This window comes from Bythopirellula superficialaquae (genome assembly GCF_059632245.1).
Genome location: NZ_CP197426.1, coordinates 2,380,332 through 2,400,833, shown reverse-complemented (window position 1 = coordinate 2,400,833; position 20,502 = coordinate 2,380,332). Strand labels below are relative to the sequence as shown.

The following is a 20,502-nucleotide window of genomic DNA, read 5'->3' as shown; positions in this document are numbered from 1 at the left end:
GGTTTTGTCACTTGGCGATGTCACAAGTGCTGAACGTTCAAGCCCTTGCGAAATTCATACGTGCCAAAAGCAGTCGACTTTTGGTCAAAACGTACGGAAACTGCGTTCCAAAATTACGTTCCACAAATCCAGTTTTCAAAGAGCATGCCTACAGTTGGGCGAACACCATTATCGCGATTGCGAAGTGCTTCGCCACAACAATTCTTGGCCGGGGTGAAGATATTAAACCACAGAGGGCACGGAGAACACGCAGGAAAGGCAACTACGAATCGGACGAATGGCACCGTATCTAGGAACCGCTCATGGGCTCTCGTGGACACTCATGTGTTGACGTAAGGGGGAGAAGAAGTCATGCGTCGATTTTTAGGACTCCCGTCCCCTAATCTTTTCTCGAAACGATCCTCTTCAGGAAATCTGGCAAGTGGTGGTGCCTGCTTTTCGTTTGACGCTTTGTATTCCGCAGAATAAGCTCAACATTCGAGGTAGTTGGACCCACGACTGTCTTGCTGGGCGACACCGGCTTTTGTTTAGCACGCTGAACATCAACTACAAGTTTGCGCTAAAGGTTTCCTGATTTATTCTTGTCGGAGGTAACAGGCAATGCGAACGTCGATTCTGTTTGTGGTGCTGTTTTGCTGCAGGAATCTTCACGGTGTTACGATAGACTTCGGAACAGGTAGCCCTCCACTGCCCTATACTGAAAATCATCTCACTTTTGCTCCGGTGGAGATGTCGTGCGCCTGCGTGGCGATAAGTCCCGATTCCCTGGATGATTCCAGTCTAACTATGACAAGTAACATAAATGGCCATATTCTTCGCGTGCAATCCGATAGGCTCTTCAACTTGGATTCATTGGATATAGAGCGCCTGAACGGTTCATGGGCATTGATCACTTCGTCCGGTGGAACTGTTGATATTACAAACGTTGGCGACTTGAATCTCACTCACCTCCCCGGCTTCTTTGGGATTCCCTACTTTGATTTCATCACCAGAGATTCGATTAGTCTGAATCCGACATTAGAGATTGACGACATTCAAGTTACTTTTATTCCTGAGCCATCGACCCTCTTGCTCTTCTGTATCGGATCGATGTGCCTGTTACGGCGCGGATAGCCCCATCCAGGCCAAATCTTCGCGATTCATGCCACCGAAGATCTGTTTCACACTGTAACGTTGGGTGCGCAGGGAGCGTGACTCCTGGAGAAACAGCCACAAATGAAGAGGCTTCATCGGCTCGCTCCGGGGTGACTGCAAGTCCGCTCGCGTTAAAAGGCTGTAGATAGCGAATCTCGCATTTTGTCAGGGCGGGCGCCGGGTCGGCATGGCGCTTGCAGCAATTGTTATCGATTTGTTGCTAACAGTTGGCAGCGGATGGAAGCACCTCTTACAAAATAGCTGACTGCATCAGGGCAGAATGCGAGAACTTATGACTCTGGTTCCATGGTTTGTGGCGGTCGGTGCGATTTTTATCGCAATCGCTCTGCTCTCGTCGTTTCTCCATCGGTCCCCCTTGAGCACAGCGATTATCTGCCTGGGATTCGGCGTCTTGCTCGGGCCCGGGGGTGCGGGCCTTATTCGGCTCGACTTTGTTAAAGACGACGAGTTCCTAGAGATCGTCACAGAAATCGCCGTCATCATTTCATTGTTTACCGCAGGATTGCAGCTGCGACTGCCATTGGATCGCAGCGAATGGCGTGTCTCGGTCAGACTCGCTACCTTGGGTATGATGCTCACCGTTGGCTTTCTAACGTTAATAGGCGTGCAGGGACTTGGATTGCCACTCGGCGCAGCTATCATTCTCGGCGCCGTGCTGGCGCCGACCGATCCCGTGTTGGCTTCCGATATTCAAGTGAGGAATTCGACTGACTCGGACAGGCTCAGGTTTATCTTGACGGGCGAAGCCGGCTTCAACGACGGCACAGCCTTTCCATTCATCATGTTGGGGTTAGGCCTGCTCGGGGTACATGAGATCGGCGCGATGGGGTGGCGATGGTGGGCAGTCGATCTCGTCTGGGCCATCAGTTTTGGTCTCGCCGTGGGGGCGGTCTTTGGCACTATCATCGCACGTATGGTGCTTTACCTGCGCAAACATCACGAAGAAGCCGTCGGCCTCGACAACTTTCTTGCGGTCGGCCTGATTTGCCTTTCTTATGGCGTGGCACTCTGGTGTCATGCGTATGGCTTTCTCGCAGTCTTTGCAGCCGGTGTTGCCCTCCGTCGCGTCGAACGATTATCGCAGGCCGCTCCTCCCACCGATGAAGTGCGGCAAGCGGCCGGGAACCCAGACACCGAGCATTTGGCAACTGACAGCGACTCTGGCCCAGCTTACATGGCCGAGGCCGTACTCAACTTTAATGCGCAGCTTGAGCGGTTTGCGGAAGTGATACTCGTTATTCTTGCCGGAGCGTTGCTGACCGCCGAAATGTTTTCAGCTCGCATCTTTGGGTGGGCGATGTTGTTGATCTTCGTTGTACGTCCTCTCGCGATCTACGTAACCCTTATCAAAAGTAACCTTCCCCACCTCGAACGCACTTACATTGCATGGTTTGGCATCCGCGGCATTGGCTCGATGTACTATTTGAGCTATGCGCTCGCACACGGACTTGCTGGCGAACCTGTTGAGGACATTGTTCACCTCACGCTCGTAACCGTGACCGTGTCCATTATCCTGCACGGAGCATCATCAACTCCGCTCATGCGTTACTATTCGCGCATGGGCTGAGGCTGGCATTCACAAATTTTGTAGGCATCCAACTGTGAAATTAAGACTCTGCCCACTTTATTCAATTCACATCGTGCGAACTTGATTCTCGTCCAGAATCGGCTGTCCGACGTCCTTGACGAACTCGCGTGGTAGTCGAACGGTGAAGGTCGTGCCCGCTTCCTGGGTGGAAGTTACGTTGATAGTGCCACCGTGTGAGTGGGCGATTTGGCGGGAGATATATAAGCCGAGGCCGATGCTGCCAGGGCGGTTTTGCTTAGGATTTTCGACGTTTGAGCCTCTCACCAGCGGGTCAAAAATGCTTGGGATCTCTCCAGGTGGAATCACGGAGCCGCCGTTATGGATGGCGATCGTGACGCTGGGACCTTCGCCTTTGGCCGTCAACTCCACGAGCGCACTTTGGGTGCTGTGTTGGATGGCGTTACCCATGAGATTGGAAATGGCTTGCCGCAGGCGGTCGCTGTCCCACTGGCCAGTCAGATCGCCTGTGGATTGAAAACGTATGTCCCGCTTGGGGTGGGCAGTGCGGAATTCGTTGAATAGTTCTTTGCAGAGGCTCTCGAGATCCATGGGAGCCACGTTAACCGGCATCCCTGCGCCCAGACGGGTGCGGGTGTAATCGAGAAGATCTCGAATCATCCGCCCCATCACATCGGCATTCGTCGCGATCTGGGCAACCACTTCATTCGTTTCGGGAGCGGGTTGAACCAGCAGCGGAAGCAGTGCCGCCGACATGGCGATGGAATTGAGCGGATTACGGAGGTCGTGGCTGAGGATCGCCAAAAAGAGATCCCGGGACTGGTTCACGCGCTGCGTGTAGCAGCTCACCGCCTTGGAAAGCGATTGATCAATCGATTCATTGAAGCGGGTTACATCATCGACGGCACTGGCATGTGGGTCGGGTGCACTGTCGGCCCACAGTCGCAGCACACTTGCGCGGAGTGCTCGATATTCCGAAACAACTTCCATCAGGTCAAAGCCGGAGCCCAACCTATCAATGGCATGCAGTTCGGATGCTCCATTTAGGGTCACTTCGCCGGTGTTGGACGTGGAGTGAGTCCTGGACTTGGCGGTCCGTTCGGTGGAACTCTGTGGCGACTGCATGTCCCGCACGGTAGCCAGCAGGATGTCGCCGGCATGGTCCCGCAAAGCCAGGGCATCCATGCTCTCAGCGGATGCGATACTACGGGCGAATGATTCCCATTCCAAGAGAATGGGTTCGATGTTTGAGACAATGAAATCGGCAAGCCGCATGAATTTCCTAGTTCGTGCGACGGGTCGCACGAACTCTGGAAGAGTGAATAACACGCTCATTCTATGCTTTAGCGGGTGAGACCCACAAGCTAACCACCAGAGTACGGCGGAAGTTCGCCCCTGAAGCCGGGAATTCGGCTAGGAAAGACGGCGAACCAGCACAGGAGGGCTCGCGCGCTCCGCGTTGCTGCGCGACACGTCGCGGCTAATGTTTGGATAATGAACTATGTTGAGCGGGAGAGCTGCTTGCGATACGCGAGCGGCGTTTGGCCGTAGCGTTTGCGGAAGGCCACGCCGAAGCGGGTTGTGTTGGCGAAGCCGCAGGCGACGGCGATTTCGCCGATGGAGAAGTCCGAGCGGGCCAGAAGTTCTTTGCCCTTTTCCAGCCGCACGCGGCGAATCTCTTCGGCGGGGGAACGGCCCAGATAATGTTGGAATTGAATTTCCAAACTCCGCCGCGAGATGGGAACCTCGTTCAGAATGTCTTTCACAACGATATCCTGAAACGCATGCGTTTGGATAAAGCGCAACGCACGGACCATCGATTCGTCGTCGATGGCCAAGATGTCGGTTGATTGCCGACTGATCACGCCCTGCGGCGGAATCTTGTAAGTCTTGCGTGAAGGCTTTTCGCCTTGCATCAAGCGATCCAATAGCGCGGCGGCCTCATAACCAATGCGCCGTCCCGCGAGGGCGATGCTCGAAAGTGGCGGTGTCGAAACACTGCACATCAGCTCGTCGGTGTCGCCAGCGAGAATCGCCACGTGATCGGGTACGCGAATGCCGCTGAGGTAGCAAATCTCGGTGAGCTGTCGGCCACGGTTGGCATCGACGGTAAAAATCGCCACGGGTCGCGGCAAAGATTTTAGCCAGCGGCTCACGCGACGTTGTTGTTCTTCCCAACCAATCTTCCGGCCCACGCGGTAGCCAGGTTTGTATTCCCGGCAACGGTAACCCGCTTTGGTGACTGCAGCGATAAAGGCTTCGCCACGGCGAGTCGAGTATTTCAAACTGGGGGGCGCAAAATAGGCGAACTCTTCAAACCCGCGATCGCGCAAATGGGCTAAAGCCAAATCGGCCCGTTGTTCGTCGTCGGTGATCACATCGTAAAAGCCGTCGAGGCCTTCGAAGACGGTATCGACGTTGATCTTGGGTTCCGAGCGATTACGAATTTGATCGAGCTGCGTGCGGTTGCCGATGCGAGCAATGATCCCATCGCCGGACCATTGATCCGGCAGCAGCGAGCGCTGTTCGTGGTCGCGGGGATCGATTAACAAATTCCAGTGGCCGTGGTCCTGGGAATAGTCGGCGATGCCGTGGATGACACTGCACCCCCAGCTGTCCTCGGTTTCCACAAGAACGGCAACTTGATGAACACGGTTCTTATCAATCGTCATACGGATTTAGCGAAAGCTCGAAGGAAAATGCAGCCCCGGCAGGATGACATCAGGCCCTTGCTCAATTCTAGTTGGCAGCGTGCGCATTTTCGAGAGGCTTAGTAGTGTTTTTTGTATGACTCTTGCTAAGCTAGAGAACGTCCGCAAGTGGCGGCGCGGGTTATGACTGTTATGCAGGCTCGAAATAGTCTCATGGGGAAGCGGAATTCATGCTGAACAAAATTTGGTTTGGGATGCTGGTGATCGGCATCGTCTATGGATTTGGCAAGGCGGCTTTGAATAGCTGGAACGGCGACTCGGCTGCCCAAATCCCAGCCGCCGTGGCCACGGAAGGGGACGCCCCACCAGTTGGCCCCGTGGCTCGCACGGCCGAGCAAAGAGACCACCGCAATCTGATGGAGATGGGCAAAGACATGAATAAGGCCATCATGGATTCCGCCACGACGGCCGTGGAAATCTGTATCGGCCTGATCGGCTTCATGGCCTTGTGGTTAGGAATCTTGCGAATTGCCCAAGACTCGGGAATGGTCGCGGCACTGGCACGAGTGATGAGGCCGTTGATGCGATGGCTCTTCCCAGAGGTGCCCGACGGTCATCCCGCCCAGGGGGCAATCCTCATGAACCTGTCGGCCAATATCCTGGGGCTCGATAATGCGGCCACGCCATTCGGTCTGAAAGCGATGGAGGAATTGCAGACGCTGAACCCCCATAAGGACACCGCGACGAATCCAATGGCGATGTTCTTGGCCATTAATACCAGCAGCATCGTGTTGATTCCTTTTACGCTGATCGGATATCGGGCGCTCAAGGGGAGCGAAGATCCCGTGGGGCCGTTGATGCCCATCATTTTGTCGACGCTGCTCAGCACGCTGTTGGCAATCTTTATCACGCGGACCCTGAGCAAATCGCCCCGATTTGCGGTCGAGCATTCAAACAGCGAGACACCCGACGCGGAAAATGAGGTGTCGGAATGAGCGACTTTTTCGCCCTCATGGAAGTTTGCGGTCAGTGGGCCATCCCCTTCGTGATCCTGATGATCTTGTTGTGGGGTTGGTACAAAAAAGTGCCGATGTACGAGTCATTCGTCACGGGTGCGAAAGAAGGTTTCGGCATCGCGGTGATGATCATTCCTTATCTGGTCGCGATCCTGTTTATCATCAAGGTCTTCACCGTTAGCGGCGCCTTCGACGACATCAAAGTCGCCGGCATGTGGTGCCTGAACAAAATGGGACTCGGCGAGTACGGCGAATCGTTGGAACTGATTCCCTTGGCGCTGATTCGGCCATTGTCGGGGAGTGGCGCGCGAGGCGTGCTCCTCGAAATCTACGACGTGCACGGCACCGACACATTCATCGGCAAGGTAGCGACCTTGCTGATGGGCAGTTCGGAAACGACATTTTATGTTTTGACCGTTTACTACGGCGCGATTCAGGTGAAGAAATTACGGCACACGCTGCCGGCCTGTCTGCTGGCCGACGCCGCGGGAATCGTGATCGCGATTGTGATGGGCTATTGGCTGTATAGCTAAAGCACGCCGCGATCACGGATAAAGCACGAACTTTGCCCGGCGTTTGTTGTATTCCTCCAGCTCGGGAGCAATCAGCTCTTCGAGTTTGGAGAGCGTTGTCCCTTGTTCGATGGCGGAAAAGACTTTTTCGCTGCCTAGCAGGCGATTGAAGTTTTTCATCTCCCAATCGTCGGGGAACAGTTCGCGTAGGCCCAGAGCAATGGCCAACCCGACGGGCACGGAGCGAAACGCTGCGCGATCGGTCACGATAATGTTCACCCCTTCGCAATCTTCATTGGCAAACTTGCTGGCGTTGGGCTGAAAGCGAATCGGCACGAATCGCACGCCGGGCAGTGCTTGATCGTTGAGATACGCGGCCAACTTCCTGCCATCGATCCAAGGTGCCCCCACGACTTCAAACGGCGTGTCGGTGCCGCGGCCGACCGAGACATTCGTCGTCTCCAACAAGCCGACACCAGGATAAAGCACCGCCTCGGTCAAGCTGCGCATGTTGGGGGAAGGGTTGGTCCACACGAGACCCGTTTCGTCCCAATATTGATCGCCGGACCAGTTTTTGACTTTGATAATCTCCAGATCGACATCGAGTTTGTTTTCCGCGGCGAACATCTTGGCTAGCTCGCCTACGGTCATACCATGACGGACTGGCATAGCGTGATGTCCGACAAAGTTTTTGATTCCTTTGTCGAGTACCGAACCCTCGGTCAGATTGCCAATCGGATTCGGCCGGTCGAGGATGACAAACTTGAGATCCTGCTCAGCCGCGACTTCCAGCGCTAAGCCCATCGTCGAGATGTAGGTATAGAACCGACAACCGATGTCCTGAATGTCGAACACGAGCGTGTCGATTCCTTCCAACTGCTTCGGATCGGGTTTGCGGGTTTTGTTGTACAAACTGTAAACGGGCAGTCCCGTGGCTTTGTCGCGGGTGTCGGCAATGTTCGATTCATCGAGCTTGCCTTCGAGCCCATGTTCGGGACTAAAGACCGCCACCAATTCCACGTCGGGAGCGTTGTGCAACAAATCGACCGTCCGTTTGCCGTCGCTGTTGAGGCCCGTGTGGTTGGTGATCAATCCCACGCGGCGGCCTTTGAGCGCGGCGAAGTTGTCTTGCTGCAAAACATCGATACCCAAGAGTGCTGGCGTTGAAGATGGCTTCGCTGGAAGTCGCGCCGGTCTGAAGCGCCGCCACCGCCACGGTGCCAATTCTTCCCGCGAGCGGATTCACATTGCCCACGCCATCGGGATGCAAACGCGTCGAAAGGAAGATCACAAACAGATCGAGTTCGGGGTCGATCCAAAAAGCGTTGCCTGTGAAGCCGCCATGGCCGATCGCTTTGTCGCTGTACAAATCGCCGCGGTTACTGGAATATTTGCTGCGATTATCCCAGCCCAGGGCGCGTTTGTTGCCATCGATCGTGCGTGGGCGACGCATTTCGGCAATCGTCCGGGGATGCATCACCTGCTGATCACCAACGCGGCCATCGTTGAGTTGCATGCGGGCATATTTCGCCAAATCGTTGGCCGTGGAAAACAAACCCGCATGGCCAGCGACTCCACCGAGCGCGAACGCCCGCGGATCGTGAACTTCACCCCGCCGCCACTTGCCGTCGATCTTTTCCGTCGTGGCGGCACGATTTTTTAATTTCTCGTCCGGCAGGTAACCCGTTTCGGTCATGCCGAGGGGCTGATAGATATTCTCGGCGGCAAACTCGGCGACCGTTTGCCCCGTCACGCGATGCACGATCTCACCCAAGGTCATAAATCCGACGTCGGTGTAAATAAACTTCGTCCCCGCTGGTTCCACCGGCTTAAGCGCCCACATACGCTTCCATGCCTCGTCGACGCCATGTTCGTAATCCTTGATCGAGTTATCAGGAATTAAGCCTCCTTGATGAGTCAGCAGTTGTTCGACCGTGATCGATTCTTTGCCATTCTGTGCAAACTCGGGAATGTACGTCGCCACGGGTTCGTTTAAACGAACTAAACCGCGCTCGACGAGCAACATAATGCTCGTCGCCGTCGCTACGGGCTTGGTAACCGATGCCATGTCGAACACGGTGTCGAGCGTCATATCTTCTTTACTAGGCTCGATCTGGCGATGTCCGTAAGCCCGCGCGAACGCGATACCGTCGCGTCGGCCGATCATCACCACGCATCCCGGCATGTTGCCGTTTTCGATTTCCTTAGCCACCATGTCGTCGATGCGGTCGAGTTGGCTCGCTGACAAGCCAAGTTCAGCCGGCGAGCGTAGTAGCAAATCCGTTGAATTGCTTTCCGCATAAACCGATTTTTGACTGAGCAGCAGGCTCCCAGTGAGCACCGGGATCAGAAGACAAAGCCGTTTCGTTGTCGTTACTTCAAGCATGTTTCACATCCTGGTTTGTCGGTGGCTCGGTCACGAACTTGCTGAGTGCCACACCTGCGAGAAAAGTCATCAGCGCTCCCACTCCAGCATACCAAGGCCACGAGAGTTCTGTTTGGCTTGCGATATAGGAAAGAGCGATCACCCCAAGACAGAACCCACCGAGCGCGGCGCGCTGTTTGACGTGTTGGGCGAAAACTCCCAGAAAATACAAACCTAGCAGAGGCCCTAACGCAAAGCCGGCGATTTTTAGAACACTATTTACCGTGCTTTCTGATGTGCCAAGATGATAGCTGACGAGTGCGATCACAATCTGCAAAATGCCGAAGCCAATTGTGGCGAGCCGACTCAAGAAGAGGACTCGCTCGGAAGAGGGCTGCTGGCGGGTTAAGGGCAAGTAGATATCGTTAATTAATGCCGTTGCTGAGGAATTCAATGATCCCGAGAGCGTCGACATTGCGGCGGCGAACACGGCCGAGAGAGTTAGCCCCACAAGTCCGCGGCCAAGATTATGCACAATAAAGTGCGCAAAGACTTTGTCACCATCCTTGGGTCCAAATGGTACTTCGGGGGGAAACTCTGCATAAAAACAAGCGAGTGCTGCACCGATCACAAGAAACAGGGCGAATTGAGCACAGACCACAAAGCCGCTCAGTCCTAAAGCCCAGCCCGCCGCGCGTTGGCTGCGGGCGGTCAGATAGCGCTGCACCATTAATTGGTCGGTGCCGTGCGTGGCGGCGGTGAGGAACAAGCCACCAATCAGGCCGGACCAAAACGTAATCGTCGGTTTGACGATGCTGAAATCAAAATCAAAGATACGAAACTTTCCCTGCTGGGCACCGAACTCACTGAATTGTTGCCATCCTCCTGGCAGTTGAGAGATGATCACCCCTAAGGCAACCACCGCTCCCAAGACGTAGATTAAAAACTGCAGACAATCGTTCCAGACGACGGATTTTACGCCGCCGAGCACCGTGTAAAGAATCGTGACCGCACCCATCAGCACGATGCACGTTTGCAGGTTGAGTCCAATGGCTTGCTGGAGTGCTAACGCCGTCAGATAGAGTCGCAAGGCATCACTCAGATTCCGCGTGACCAAAAACAAAACCGACGTCGCTCGCCGCGAGGAAATTCCAAAGCGACGCTGCAGCACTTCATAAGCCGTAAAGGACTGTCCTTGAAAATACAGCGGCAGCAAGGCCCAAATGACCAACATGCGTCCCACGATATACCCAAAGGTGATCTGGAGAAATCGCATGTCTCCGCCCTCGGCATAGGTAAAACCGGGGATGCTTAGAAAGGTGACCGTGCTCGTTTCAGTGGCTACGATCGACAGCAGAACCGCTCCCAGAGGCAGCGAACGATCGCCCAAAAAGTAGTCGACGGCGTTTTTTTGACCCCGACCGACCCATAGTCCCAGGGCAATGACGGCAGCCAGATAGCCGACAATGATGGCTGCATCGATAGCATGAATCGAGAGGTTCAAAACGAAATATCAACTTAAGGGTGATGGGTTATCCGGCACATTTCGAGAAAATTCTGGCGGGATTGTTCCTTCAACCGCGATTGAATTGATGGAACTTCGCAATTCGCCGGTGCGTCTGACTAAAAACGGTGCCTAGGTCATCTACGAGAAGTTCCAGGGTATTTCGTTACACAAAGAATGTCGATGAGTTCATCAGCAAGTCAGGAATAAAGTGGCCACAACAACGAACTCCAAAGGTGAAACAACCAGCGCAGCGCAGGATTTTCTCTCTTTCGCGCATGTCAGCTACATGTCTTCACAACCGCGGATTAGAATTGAAAACATGTTAGAACATCTCACCACTGAAGCCAGTAATCCCGCGTCGGAAAGTCTCGATAGTTTGACGACCCGCGAGATTGTTGAGCTGATCAATTCCGAAGACGCCAAAGTTGCTGAGGCCGTCAATCAGCAGTCCGACGTCATTGCCAAAGCCATCGACGTAATCGCCAATCGGCTCCAACATGGAGGCCGGTTGATTTACATCGGTGCCGGGACTTCCGGCCGACTGGGTGTCCTCGACGCGGCGGAGTGTCCACCAACATTCAATTCCGATCCGGCCCAAGTGGTTGGAATTATCGCGGGTGGTCCCGGGGCATTGCTCAAGGCCGTCGAAGGGGCTGAAGATTCTCCCGAACTCGCGACCCAGGACCTCAAAAATGTCGAGCTTTGCAGCCACGATGTGGTTGTTGGCATCGCCACGAGTGGCCGCACACCCTACGTGATGGGTGGTTTGGATTACGCTCGCAGCCAAGGAGCCTACGCGATTGGCTTGAGCTGCAACCGCGACCCAGCCATGAGTGCCCGCGCGGATATGTGCATTAATCCCGTGGTAGGCCCCGAAATTTTGAGTGGTTCGACCCGCATGAAGGCCGGCACCGCCACGAAGATGGTGCTCAACATGCTTTCCACCGGCGCGATGGTGCGACTGGGGAAAACCTATGGCAATCTGATGGTTGACCTGCAAGCCACCAACGTCAAACTCGCCGAACGCAGCCGCCGCATTGTCTGCAAATTGACGGGCGTGACCCCCGAAGCAGCCTCAAGCTTGCTGCAACAAACCCGCGGTGAACTTAAGACCGCGATCGTTTCTCAACGCTTGGGCCTTGAGCCCGACGAAGCACGGATCCGCCTGCAAGCCTCGAAGGGACATTTGCGGAAAGCCTTGGAAAACGGTCATGCGTGACCTCGCGCCGCCCGCTATACTCGCCGCATGATGGTCGAGCATAGTTTAGTAATCGGTGTTGATGGCGGCGGCACAAAGACCGACGCCTGTCTAGCGCGGATTGGCTCCGATGGCGAAGAACGCATCCTCGGCAACGGCCAAGCGGGATCTTCCAACGTCAAAGCCGTGGGCGAAGACGCCGCACTGGCCAATCTGTTAACCGCGATTGATGAAGCGTGGTCGCAAGCTGATCTCGCTCAAGAAACTGTCCCGTTGGCCGTGTTTGGACTTTCAGGCGCGGGCCGTCCTGAAACCCAGGCTATGATCGCAGCGTGGGCGAAACAACACGAAATCGCCGAGCAAGTTCGGGTCGTGCATGATGCTTTGCCGGTGCTGATTGCCGGTACGCCAGCAGGGCAGGGGGTGGCTCTGATCGCCGGTACGGGGGCGGTCGCTTTTGCCGCCAATCAGCAGAATCACACCGCTGTGAGTGGTGGCTGGGGGTATTGGTTTGGCGATGAGGGAAGCGCGTTTTGGCTGGGCCAAGCCGCTGCCCGGGCAGTTTCCCAATCTGCCGACGGACGCACTTCACCGACGCTATTAACCACGACCATCATGGACCGACTACAGATCACAGAGCCGCGCGAACTGCTGACGGCACTCTCCCGCGATGACAATGTCCGCGGTGCTCTGGCCGGGTTGGCGGAACTTGTCACCGACTGTGCCGCGCAAGGCGATGTCACGGCTCAAGGCATCGTGATCCAAGCCGCCGAACAGCTTGCAGCGTTAGTGATTTCCGCGGCAGAAAAGTTGGACCTGGGCGACACGTTTCCGTTGGCTTTGGCTGGGGGAGTGGCGTGCGGCAGCACCGCGATTCGCGAGAGCCTGCTCGAAAGGCTCAAAACACTGCGAATCACACCTTCAAGCGTCACCGTCGTATCGCGGCCAGTTTTGGGTTGCATTCGCATGGCGAATCGCGAACTCACCGATCAACCAAACTGAGTCGTCACGCCACCGCAAATGGGTTTTTCGCATCCGGTTGTTTCGGGAATCGTGAGCGGCAAACCTTCTTGATGCCGGACGGCGAGCCAGGCAAAACACTCCGCTTCGAGCGTGTCGGGATTCAGATTTCGCTCGCGGACGTTGCTGATTTTCCCGAAGCGGTTTTCCAGCATTTTCATGATCACGGGGTGGTGAACGCCGCCCCCGGTGACCCACATTTGCTTGGGCATGGCGGGGAGTTTTTTGACCGCTCGGTACACGGCTTCCGCCGTTACGGCACACAGCGTGGCCGCCCCGTCTTCGACGCTCAAACCTGATACGTCGACGTGATCGAAATCGTAACGATCGGCCGATTTGGGCAGCGGCTGCGAGAAAAATGGAGTTTCAAAGGCCGATTCCAAAATCTCTTCGTCGACCTGACCGGCCAACGCCAATTTGCCATCACGGTCGTGAGGCAGGTCGGCCATCGTTTGGACCCATTCGTCGATGAGGCCGCAACCCGGTCCCGTGTCGCCGGCAATGATCACGTCGTTCTCCCCCAACCACGTGACGTTGGCCACGCCGCCCAAATTGAGCACGATCGTGGGATGCGGATCGTGGGCAAACAGTGCTTGGTGGAACATCGCCACCAGGGGTGCGCCTTGTCCCCCAGCCACCATATCGCAGCGGCGAAAATCGCTGACCACGGGAATCTGAAATTCCTTGGCCAAGATCCAAGGATTCCCGATCTGCATCGTCAAACCTTCTTTGGGCACGTGACGGACTGTGTGGCCGTGAAAACCAAGGATCGAGATTTTGGAGCGATACTTGGGCTGCTCCTCGAGAAGTTTGTTGAGCGCGGCAACATGGTGTCGCGAAATCTCGTCTTCCAAACGCAAAAGCTCGGTTACGGGCACATCGTGCTGCGAGGCGTCGAGCAGTCGCAGCCGGAGACCTTCTTCATAGGGCAAAGTCAGGCCACTGAGGACCTTAATTTTGCTTTTTCCGTCGGTTTCGAGCATGGCCACGTCGACGCCATCGCAAGAAGTTCCGCTCATGAAACCGACTGAAATCTTGCTCATATTTGTTCGCTGCCGAGAAAGGGCGATAGCTGGTAAGTGTCTCAATGGTGTAATCAACTCTGAATTGAAGTCAACCCCGTGCAGCGACCTTGCTTAAGAGTGGAAACCAAACGACCATTCGCCACACAACCGCCTCCTGCGGTTATGCGCATTGGCGAGAAAGAATTGCGCACAATTTGTTTTGTGAATTCTTACATTGTCGTTAAGATGCAATGGTGGTCGCCACGCGCGCTATGGGGCGTGCTATACGTTCGCCGCACAAAACATCGTGAGTCGCTCTGATAGTTCATTCTTTTCTTGCCAGGTAAGGGAATATATCCATGCTGAAGAAAACTGCCCTCCTTTCGTTGCTCAGCGTTGCACTTTGCAATGTTGCGCATGCTCAAGTCATCTTTGAAGAAAACTTTGAAAGCTACAGCGACTACAACGCTTTGCTGGCGGCTTGGCCTTCGAGTAATCCCGCTCGGCCCGATAATGCCACCCGACTCATTGCGGGCGATACACTCGGCGATGAAGATGGGCCTTTCTACGGCGGAACGAATCTCACGAAGTTCGCCCAATTCTGCGGATCGGCTAACGACGCGGGAGGTATTGCCAACTGCAATCTAGCGACCGACAACGCTGGAGTAGCTGGTGGCGGCACGGTGAACTTGATGAATTTGGCAGAGCAGGTGAATCCAACCGCGACTCAGAACGTGAAGTTTTCGATGGACATCGGCGACGATGCCTTCTCGGCCAACAAGCGTTATTCCGTAGGTTTGCGTTCCACAACTCCCGCCGCGGAAAACCTCATTGAATTGGGCTTTTACAATGGCCCGGGAACGACGGCCCACTTTTCCTACCGGGCAGTTCTGTTTGGTTCGGGCGGAGTTGTTTCCGAAGATCCTATTAACTTTGGTGGCTGGTCCAACTTCGCGCGCGACGACATCGACTCTCCACTTGCTGATACCTCGGATACTCCTTCGGAAGTTGGCCGTGGCTTCCATCGCTACTCGGCTGAAATCAGCCTGACCGATGTTCGCTTTGAACTCGATCTGTTTGCTGACGGCCTGACGAACGATCCCCTCGATCCTCAACCGGGAGTCGGAGTAGCTGGTATCGATGCTTTCGACATTGTTCCTGCAGCTTTGACAGCAAACGGCTTCGACCAACTCCGCTTTGGTACGCCTTCGGCGATTGCCTCGTCCGGTGGTTCTAACATCCTTTCTGCGTTTGTTGCGTTCGACAACATCAAGTTGGAATACGTTGACAATGATGTTGAGCCCCCCACAGAGAATGCCGACTTCGACGGCGACGGCGACGTCGATGGTCGTGACTTCCTCATTTGGCAGCGGTCGGGCTTGATCGACGACGGCACAGGCACACTCGCCGATGGCGATGCCAACGACGACGGCAACGTCGATAGTCTTGACCTGGGTGTTTGGCAAACTCAGTATGGCAATCCTCCTTTGGCAGCCATCAACGCGGTTCCCGAGCCAACCTCAGCCGTGCTGTTGGGCTTCGCTCTTTCGTCGCTCGTGTTGATGAAGCGTCGCTAAGCGATAGTCAGTTTGATCTTCATAATCGCCGCGCTATGGGGCTGGGGCAGCTCATAGCGCGGATTTTTTTTGCAAACTTAACAGAATGATTGCGGCCTTTGCTTTTCTTGACGAACCAGTGAATCACAAACTTCAAACGGCGACGTCAATGGACGCGATTATCTCTGTGGGCAGCACAATCACACGGGGACACCCACACTGGTCAGCGTGCCCGAGCCAGCTACAATTACTACACTGCTGGTTTGCTTGTCGATTTTATTCATCAGACGGTTTGAATGCCGCATCCGGGACTGCGCGTAATCGAGAAAAAGGTGCGCAACATTCTCTAGGGCATTTCGTAATTTGCATTTACTATAGAAGAGTAATAAGCCCTTTTATTATTTGTACTTAGATGGCTTGTTCGCTCACACCTTGAACAGGGTAGTAGTATGAGAAATTTCTCGGTTCATTCTCTTTCGCATCATACGCCTGGCACGACCCAGCGGAAGGCCTTCACACTGGTCGAACTGTTGGTGGTAATCGCGATCATCGGCGTGTTGGTGGCTTTGTTGCTGCCTGCGATACAAGCTGCTCGTGAAGCGGCACGGCGGATGAATTGCCAGAATCATCTGAAGCAAATGGGTTTGGCGATGCTGAATTATGAGTCTTCCCAAAAAGTGTTGCCATCTGGAATGACAGCTGGTGATCCTCAGACTGGGATCAATGGCTTTTCATGGCATGTTGAGATTTTACCTTATGCTGAATTCAGCTCTCTGGAATCTGAAATCCAGGCACAGATTAAAAGGTTAACAACAACAACGACTGGCCGTGGTACACCTCGTCAAGTTCCTCCAGATCCCTATCAATTGACAAACATAAATGAGATGAAAATCAGTGTTTATAAGTGTCCAAGCGATAGCGTCAGAGTTGATGACTTAGCATTGATTACTTGGGGTAAGACTTTAGAAGCCACCAACTACGCGGGTGTGTCAGGTTCGGCGGCTGCGCGTAACGACACGCAGCAGGTTTTAAGTGATTCCTCATTTACCGGCGCGACCAACGCCGACGGAGTGCTCTATTTTCTGAGCAAAACAAAACTCAAGGAAGTGACCGATGGAACCAGCAATACTTTCATTGTGGGTGAACGCTGGTATCAGGTCAGATCATGGCTCCAAGGTGGTCGTGCCAACTCCCTTGACTCACCTACAATACAAACGTTGTATTCATGCAAAAATATCGATTTTGCCGTTCCTCCAAATGGGGAATTTAATGCTGGGTATTACGTGAGCCACAATCAGTTTCGTGGTGAAATGGACGAAGTTCAAGCTGGGCTACAGACGGTAGGACTCAATGATCTTTATTGGTCGAGCATGCATCCAAGCGGGTTGAATTTTACGTTTGTTGATGGCAGCGTTCACTTTGTCAGCGAAGATGTCGACGAAGTTACTTGGGAAGCGTATGGGTCGCGGAATGGTGGAGAAACAGGGATCCAAGCACTGCCATGATGAAAACCGGTTTTGCAATTGTCCTGCTGTGCGGCCTGAGTCTGTTCGTGGGTTGTGAGAGCAAACCAGCCACGCGCTTGGTTGAAGGCTCGTTGACCTATGCCGGCAAGCCGGTTGAGCATGGCATGGTGAGCTTTCAGCCGTCGGCTGGCAAACTCGCCAGTGCGTCACTTATGCCCGGCGGCAAGTACTCCGTTGAACTCATTCCTGGGAGTTATCAAGTCTCGGTGAGCGCCCCACCCAAACTTCCTGAGGGATTCAAAGAGGGCGACCCACTTCCTCCGCCTGATCCCAACGCCCTTCCTGCAAAGTTCAGTCGCAAGGAGACCTCGGGCCTGTCGGCGACGATTGAGTTGGGAAGTGGTCCCCAAACGGTCGACTTTACAATGCAGTAAGTCGCTGCTCGTCCAACGGCCACTTCATAATCCTGCGCAAAACCAATAAATACATGCGCATATTTTCTTGTGTGCTGCGCGATTGCCGAGTATTCTGAAGATTGCGAACAGAAGTACGGCAACACGAAATTCTATCTGCTTTTCCACGTATCCCTTTTGAGTTGGACAACCACGGGAGATGACTAATGAAATTGAGAAACCTATTCGCCTCTTTGGCCCTGGTGTTGGGCCTTGCGCTGAGCTCCGCTCAGGCAACAGTAATCGTCAGTGACGATTTTGAATCTTATGCTGACACGGCAGCCATGCAGGCCGTATGGGGTGCAGCTGGTGTTGGAACTCTTGACACCGCAGCTGGCAATCCTGGACAGTCGATGCGACAAAACGGCGGTGTTCAGAATCAACAGAATTTTTCGCCCATTACTCCAACGACTTCCGATCGGGTTGTTTTCAGCGTCGACATCTACGACGACGGTACGAGTGCTAACAAACGTATGACCGCTGGACTTCGCGGTGGCGCTGCTTCGAACATTTTTGAAATGGGGATGTACAATGGCCCCAGCCACTACGCGGTCCGTGCGGTGTTGCCGGGTCCCAGTTGGTTGGCTTTCACCGGCTTGGTGAATGACGCTGGTAACCCCATCGCCAATTCGCCGGTTGCAGGCTGGCATACCTACCGGCTGGAACTCGATGGAGCGAATGCCACGTTCACTCTCGACCTGAATGGCGATGGCAATATCAACGGCACCTTGGTCGTTCCCGTCGTTTTCAATGGTGCGGCTCCGCTTAATACGGTTCGCCTCGGACTTGGACTGTCGTCCGCGGGTGGTGGCGCAAACTTCGACAATGTGAGCTTGGCCGTCGTTCCCGAACCCGCCTCGCTGGCGTTGGTTGGTTTGATGGGCTTGGGTCTCGCCTGCGTGAGAAATCGCCGCTAAGCGACAAGAGTTTGTGATTAATAAAAAGGGCCGCATCCCCAACGGAAGTGGCCCTTTTTTATGCGCAGCAATGAGTTTGTTGGTTAGCCGGCATCGTTCCGATGCCGTGCCATGCTGATCGGTTTGTGTTTATTTTCGTCGCAACGCCGCCCCCATCAACATGCTTCCCAGCAAACTCCATGTGGCCGGCTCGGGCACAGACGTACTCGCCGCGAGTGGCTCTTCGGCGGTAAAGTTGCGCTGCCAAATTAGAAAATCGCGGCCATCGGAATCGCCGTCCCCGTCGGCGTCGGAATCCCCATTGATGCCGTAATCTTCTTGCCACTGGGCCAAATCCAAACCGTTGACCGAGCCATCGCGATTGAAGTCGCCTGCATTTAATGCCGCCAACGGGCCATTGGGATTGTGCGAGACGGTATCCAAATAGATCGTGGCATCGCCGTCGCCGTAGAAGAACAGGGAATCGATGGTCACGGTGGGTCCCGTGATTACGCCGTCGCCGTTGACCCAGCCGTCCCACTGCGAATCGTCGGCCAGATCCCACTGATAAAGATGCCATTGTCCGTCGGCGATGATTTCTTGCAGCAGGCCGCGGTCAGCCGTGCCGGGATCATCCAAAGCGATCTGAACCGTCAGCCCCGAGTCCTCGGTTTTGAGCCAAAAGCCGATAGAACCGGTCGCCGGCAAAGCCACGTTTCCCGCGGGGGCGGCCACGCTGCCGATGCCCGAGTTATGCCGCAACTGCCAAGTCCCCGCACCACTGTCCACAAGATTCAGCTCCTGCGCAGCCAAACCGCCTTGCGCCTCGGTCGTGACGCGTTCGATGGTCGTTGAAGCCGCCAGCCCAAAGGTTTGAGAAGCGGGCGACTGATTATACGGCCAAGCGAAATGCCCTTCGTCGGTTTCAAAATCGTCGAGCACATTGCCGGGCCCGGGAGGTTGTGGCTCGATCGAAGCGTAAAAAGCAGAAACCGCCTGCCGCCGTGCCGCTGACAAACCCTCCTCGAACATCGCCGGATAGCTGTAGAGCGCCACGCCGTCGGCACCCATGTTGTAAGCGCGTTCCAATTGGCTGATCGTCAGATCGACCCCACCGCTGCTCGCACCTTGAAGATAAACTCCTAAAGTTGGAATGATCTTGGTGTTAGTCGGGATGTTAAGCGTGTTCTGGAGGTTGGGATTGAACAGGTGATCGTTCGAGGAGCTCAAATAAATCATCGGCATGGCCGTGTCGAGCAAATCCTGCTCCAGCCACGTGCGATAGTCCTGCATGTAGTCGTTCTCGGCGATATCCGGGTCCCGCCAGACGGAAGCGGAATACTCAATGGCCCGGCCGGTCGTCGTTTCGGCCGTGTCGACGGTTTGGCCAATTGAGGCCACGAGATCGGTGATCCGGTCCTTCACAAAGTTGCGATACGCCGACGCATTGGCCGAATTCGAACCATCGAGCCCCGTGGCCGCCTGAAACATTTGATGAGAAATTGCGTCGTGGGGCAGGGTGCTGAAGCTTGTTCCGGGAATGTAGCGGATGTAATCGAGATGGATACCGTCGACGTTATAGTTCGTGGCGACGTCGTTGATGACGTTGTTGATATGGTTGTGAACCTCGGGCAGAACGGGATTCACACTCGAATAGCCGGTACCGGCATAACCTTCCTGTGGTTCGACCGTGCCGCTGCTGTTGACGAGCCTAAAGCTCGGATCAGTGTTGTGAAACATGTGACCCGCAGGCGGGTTGAGAGCCGTGGTATTCCACATCGTCGTGGCATTCATCCAGGCATGGACCTTGATGCCCCGAGAATGGGCGGCGTCGATCGCGGTTTGCAGTGGATCGAAAGAGACGGATAAGCCGTTCGCCCGCGGCTCGAAATTGCTGTCGTAAAAGGCATCGCCCCGGCCGCGCACCTGAAACATCACATCGGTGATGCCCAAATCGGCCGCATTTTGGAAGATGGTGTTGATGCTCGACGAGTTATAGCTGTACTCGAAGCGGCTGACAAACAGGGGGCGATGGTCGCCAAAGTCGGCTCGCAAACTTGCCGTCAGGCTGAGGATCAATATTGACGCGAGAATCCATGGGCGCAGTGAGATGGTCATAGCCTGTTCTATGCTCGTAAATGTTTAGAAGGTAGATCAA

General features: G+C 54.8%; 17 protein-coding genes. 10 read left to right on the top strand and 7 right to left on the bottom strand.

The features are described 5' to 3' along the window. Positions 1 to 600: 600 nt before the first annotated feature. Together SH678x_RS09795 and SH678x_RS09790 are read left to right on the top strand one after the other, a co-directional pair. On the top strand, positions 601 to 1,113 hold the full coding sequence (locus tag SH678x_RS09795; RefSeq protein ID WP_496922723.1) for a PEP-CTERM sorting domain-containing protein: 513 nt from the start codon (positions 601 to 603) through the stop codon (positions 1,111 to 1,113). A gap of 313 nt (positions 1,114 to 1,426) precedes the next feature. Continuing rightward, positions 1,427 to 2,722 carry a cation:proton antiporter gene (locus SH678x_RS09790; protein ID WP_496922722.1) on the top strand — a complete coding sequence of 432 codons (1,296 nt, stop codon included), beginning with the start codon at positions 1,427 to 1,429 and terminating at the stop codon, positions 2,720 to 2,722. A 66-nt stretch (positions 2,723 to 2,788) separates the two neighbouring features. Here SH678x_RS09790 and SH678x_RS09785 read toward each other — a convergent pair whose 3' ends face one another. Then, positions 2,789 to 3,976: a sensor histidine kinase gene (locus SH678x_RS09785; RefSeq protein ID WP_496922721.1), complete on the bottom strand. Its 1,188-nt coding sequence runs from the start codon at positions 3,974 to 3,976 to the stop codon at positions 2,789 to 2,791. Positions 3,977 to 4,200: 224 nt separating this feature from the next. Continuing rightward, positions 4,201 to 5,373: an AraC family transcriptional regulator gene (locus SH678x_RS09780; protein ID WP_496922720.1), complete on the bottom strand. Its 1,173-nt coding sequence runs from the start codon at positions 5,371 to 5,373 to the stop codon at positions 4,201 to 4,203. Positions 5,374 to 5,582: 209 nt separating this feature from the next. On the opposite strand from SH678x_RS09780, the gene SH678x_RS09775 reads away from it, so the two are divergent. Further along, positions 5,583 to 6,347, top strand: a complete 765-nt coding sequence (locus SH678x_RS09775) for a nucleoside recognition domain-containing protein (protein WP_496922719.1) — start codon at positions 5,583 to 5,585, stop codon at positions 6,345 to 6,347. Then, on the top strand, positions 6,344 to 6,901 hold the full coding sequence (locus SH678x_RS09770) for a spore maturation protein (RefSeq protein ID WP_496922718.1): 558 nt from the start codon (positions 6,344 to 6,346) through the stop codon (positions 6,899 to 6,901). Before SH678x_RS09775 ends, SH678x_RS09770 begins: the two co-directional genes overlap by 4 nt. 12 nt (positions 6,902 to 6,913) lie before the next feature. Here SH678x_RS09770 and SH678x_RS09765 read toward each other — a convergent pair whose 3' ends face one another. Genes SH678x_RS09765 through SH678x_RS09755 form a run of 3 tightly spaced genes read right to left on the bottom strand, consistent with a single transcriptional unit; the run spans position 6,914 to position 10,749 of the window. Beyond that, a complete protein-coding gene (locus tag SH678x_RS09765) occupies positions 6,914 to 7,978 on the bottom strand; it encodes an exo-beta-N-acetylmuramidase NamZ family protein (protein ID WP_496922717.1) in 1,065 nt (354 codons plus the stop codon). Next, entirely contained in the window at positions 7,878 to 9,266 is a 1,389-nt protein-coding gene (locus SH678x_RS09760) for a serine hydrolase domain-containing protein (protein ID WP_496922716.1), read from the bottom strand. Before SH678x_RS09760 ends, SH678x_RS09765 begins: the two co-directional genes overlap by 101 nt. Then, a complete protein-coding gene (locus SH678x_RS09755) occupies positions 9,259 to 10,749 on the bottom strand; it encodes a sodium:solute symporter (protein WP_496922715.1) in 1,491 nt (496 codons plus the stop codon). The genes SH678x_RS09760 and SH678x_RS09755 overlap by 8 nt, the downstream gene beginning before the upstream one ends. A 322-nt stretch (positions 10,750 to 11,071) precedes the next feature. Here SH678x_RS09755 and murQ point away from each other — a divergent pair, with 322 nt between their 5' ends. Together murQ and SH678x_RS09745 are read left to right on the top strand one after the other, a co-directional pair. After that, complete coding sequence (gene murQ, locus SH678x_RS09750; protein WP_496922714.1) at positions 11,072 to 11,971, top strand: N-acetylmuramic acid 6-phosphate etherase; 900 nt, start codon at positions 11,072 to 11,074, stop codon at positions 11,969 to 11,971. A 27-nt stretch (positions 11,972 to 11,998) separates the two neighbouring features. After that, on the top strand, positions 11,999 to 12,952 hold the full coding sequence (locus SH678x_RS09745) for an N-acetylglucosamine kinase (protein WP_496922713.1): 954 nt from the start codon (positions 11,999 to 12,001) through the stop codon (positions 12,950 to 12,952). Here SH678x_RS09745 and SH678x_RS09740 read toward each other — a convergent pair. Next, entirely contained in the window at positions 12,940 to 14,013 is a 1,074-nt protein-coding gene (locus SH678x_RS09740) for an anhydro-N-acetylmuramic acid kinase (RefSeq protein ID WP_496922712.1), read from the bottom strand. The two genes, SH678x_RS09745 and SH678x_RS09740, sit on opposite strands and share 13 nt — an antisense overlap. 320 nt (positions 14,014 to 14,333) lie before the next feature. Between SH678x_RS09740 and SH678x_RS09735 the strand changes: the two genes are divergently transcribed. The 4 genes from SH678x_RS09735 to SH678x_RS09720 all read left to right on the top strand — a co-directional run bounded on the left by SH678x_RS09735 (position 14,334) and on the right by SH678x_RS09720 (position 18,365). Further along, entirely contained in the window at positions 14,334 to 15,551 is a 1,218-nt protein-coding gene (locus tag SH678x_RS09735; protein ID WP_496922711.1) for a PEP-CTERM sorting domain-containing protein, read from the top strand. 428 nt (positions 15,552 to 15,979) lie between these two features. Continuing rightward, on the top strand, positions 15,980 to 17,035 hold the full coding sequence (locus SH678x_RS09730) for a DUF1559 family PulG-like putative transporter (RefSeq protein WP_496922710.1): 1,056 nt from the start codon (positions 15,980 to 15,982) through the stop codon (positions 17,033 to 17,035). Then, a complete protein-coding gene (locus tag SH678x_RS09725; protein ID WP_496922709.1) occupies positions 17,032 to 17,430 on the top strand; it encodes a hypothetical protein in 399 nt (132 codons plus the stop codon). Before SH678x_RS09730 ends, SH678x_RS09725 begins: the two co-directional genes overlap by 4 nt. Before the next feature lie 185 nt (positions 17,431 to 17,615). After that, positions 17,616 to 18,365 carry a PEP-CTERM sorting domain-containing protein gene (locus tag SH678x_RS09720; protein WP_496922708.1) on the top strand — a complete coding sequence of 250 codons (750 nt, stop codon included), beginning with the start codon at positions 17,616 to 17,618 and terminating at the stop codon, positions 18,363 to 18,365. A 129-nt stretch (positions 18,366 to 18,494) separates the two neighbouring features. Here the strand turns inward: SH678x_RS09720 and SH678x_RS09715 are convergent, their stop codons facing one another. Continuing rightward, the gene (locus SH678x_RS09715; protein WP_496922707.1) at positions 18,495 to 20,462 is read right to left on the bottom strand and encodes a family 10 glycosylhydrolase; all 1,968 of its coding nucleotides are present in this window, start codon (positions 20,460 to 20,462) and stop codon (positions 18,495 to 18,497) included. Between the last annotated feature and the right edge of the window lie 40 nt (positions 20,463 to 20,502).

Bases quoted from the DNA above. Each gene is read 5' to 3' on its own strand.
- SH678x_RS09795 (WP_496922723.1), top strand. From the start codon at position 601: ATGCGAACGTCGATTCTGTTTGTGGTGCTGTTTTGCTGCAGGAATCTT.
- SH678x_RS09790 (WP_496922722.1), top strand. From the start codon at position 1,427: ATGACTCTGGTTCCATGGTTTGTGGCGGTCGGTGCGATTTTTATCGCA.
- SH678x_RS09785 (WP_496922721.1), bottom strand. From the start codon at position 3,976: ATGCGGCTTGCCGATTTCATTGTCTCAAACATCGAACCCATTCTCTTG.
- SH678x_RS09780 (WP_496922720.1), bottom strand. From the start codon at position 5,373: ATGACGATTGATAAGAACCGTGTTCATCAAGTTGCCGTTCTTGTGGAA.
- SH678x_RS09775 (WP_496922719.1), top strand. From the start codon at position 5,583: ATGCTGAACAAAATTTGGTTTGGGATGCTGGTGATCGGCATCGTCTAT.
- SH678x_RS09770 (WP_496922718.1), top strand. From the start codon at position 6,344: ATGAGCGACTTTTTCGCCCTCATGGAAGTTTGCGGTCAGTGGGCCATC.
- SH678x_RS09760 (WP_496922716.1), bottom strand. From the start codon at position 9,266: ATGCTTGAAGTAACGACAACGAAACGGCTTTGTCTTCTGATCCCGGTG.
- murQ (WP_496922714.1), top strand. From the start codon at position 11,072: ATGTTAGAACATCTCACCACTGAAGCCAGTAATCCCGCGTCGGAAAGT.
- SH678x_RS09745 (WP_496922713.1), top strand. From the start codon at position 11,999: ATGATGGTCGAGCATAGTTTAGTAATCGGTGTTGATGGCGGCGGCACA.
- SH678x_RS09740 (WP_496922712.1), bottom strand. From the start codon at position 14,013: ATGAGCAAGATTTCAGTCGGTTTCATGAGCGGAACTTCTTGCGATGGC.
- SH678x_RS09735 (WP_496922711.1), top strand. From the start codon at position 14,334: ATGCTGAAGAAAACTGCCCTCCTTTCGTTGCTCAGCGTTGCACTTTGC.
- SH678x_RS09730 (WP_496922710.1), top strand. From the start codon at position 15,980: ATGAGAAATTTCTCGGTTCATTCTCTTTCGCATCATACGCCTGGCACG.
- SH678x_RS09725 (WP_496922709.1), top strand. From the start codon at position 17,032: ATGATGAAAACCGGTTTTGCAATTGTCCTGCTGTGCGGCCTGAGTCTG.
- SH678x_RS09720 (WP_496922708.1), top strand. From the start codon at position 17,616: ATGAAATTGAGAAACCTATTCGCCTCTTTGGCCCTGGTGTTGGGCCTT.
- SH678x_RS09715 (WP_496922707.1), bottom strand. From the start codon at position 20,462: ATGACCATCTCACTGCGCCCATGGATTCTCGCGTCAATATTGATCCTC.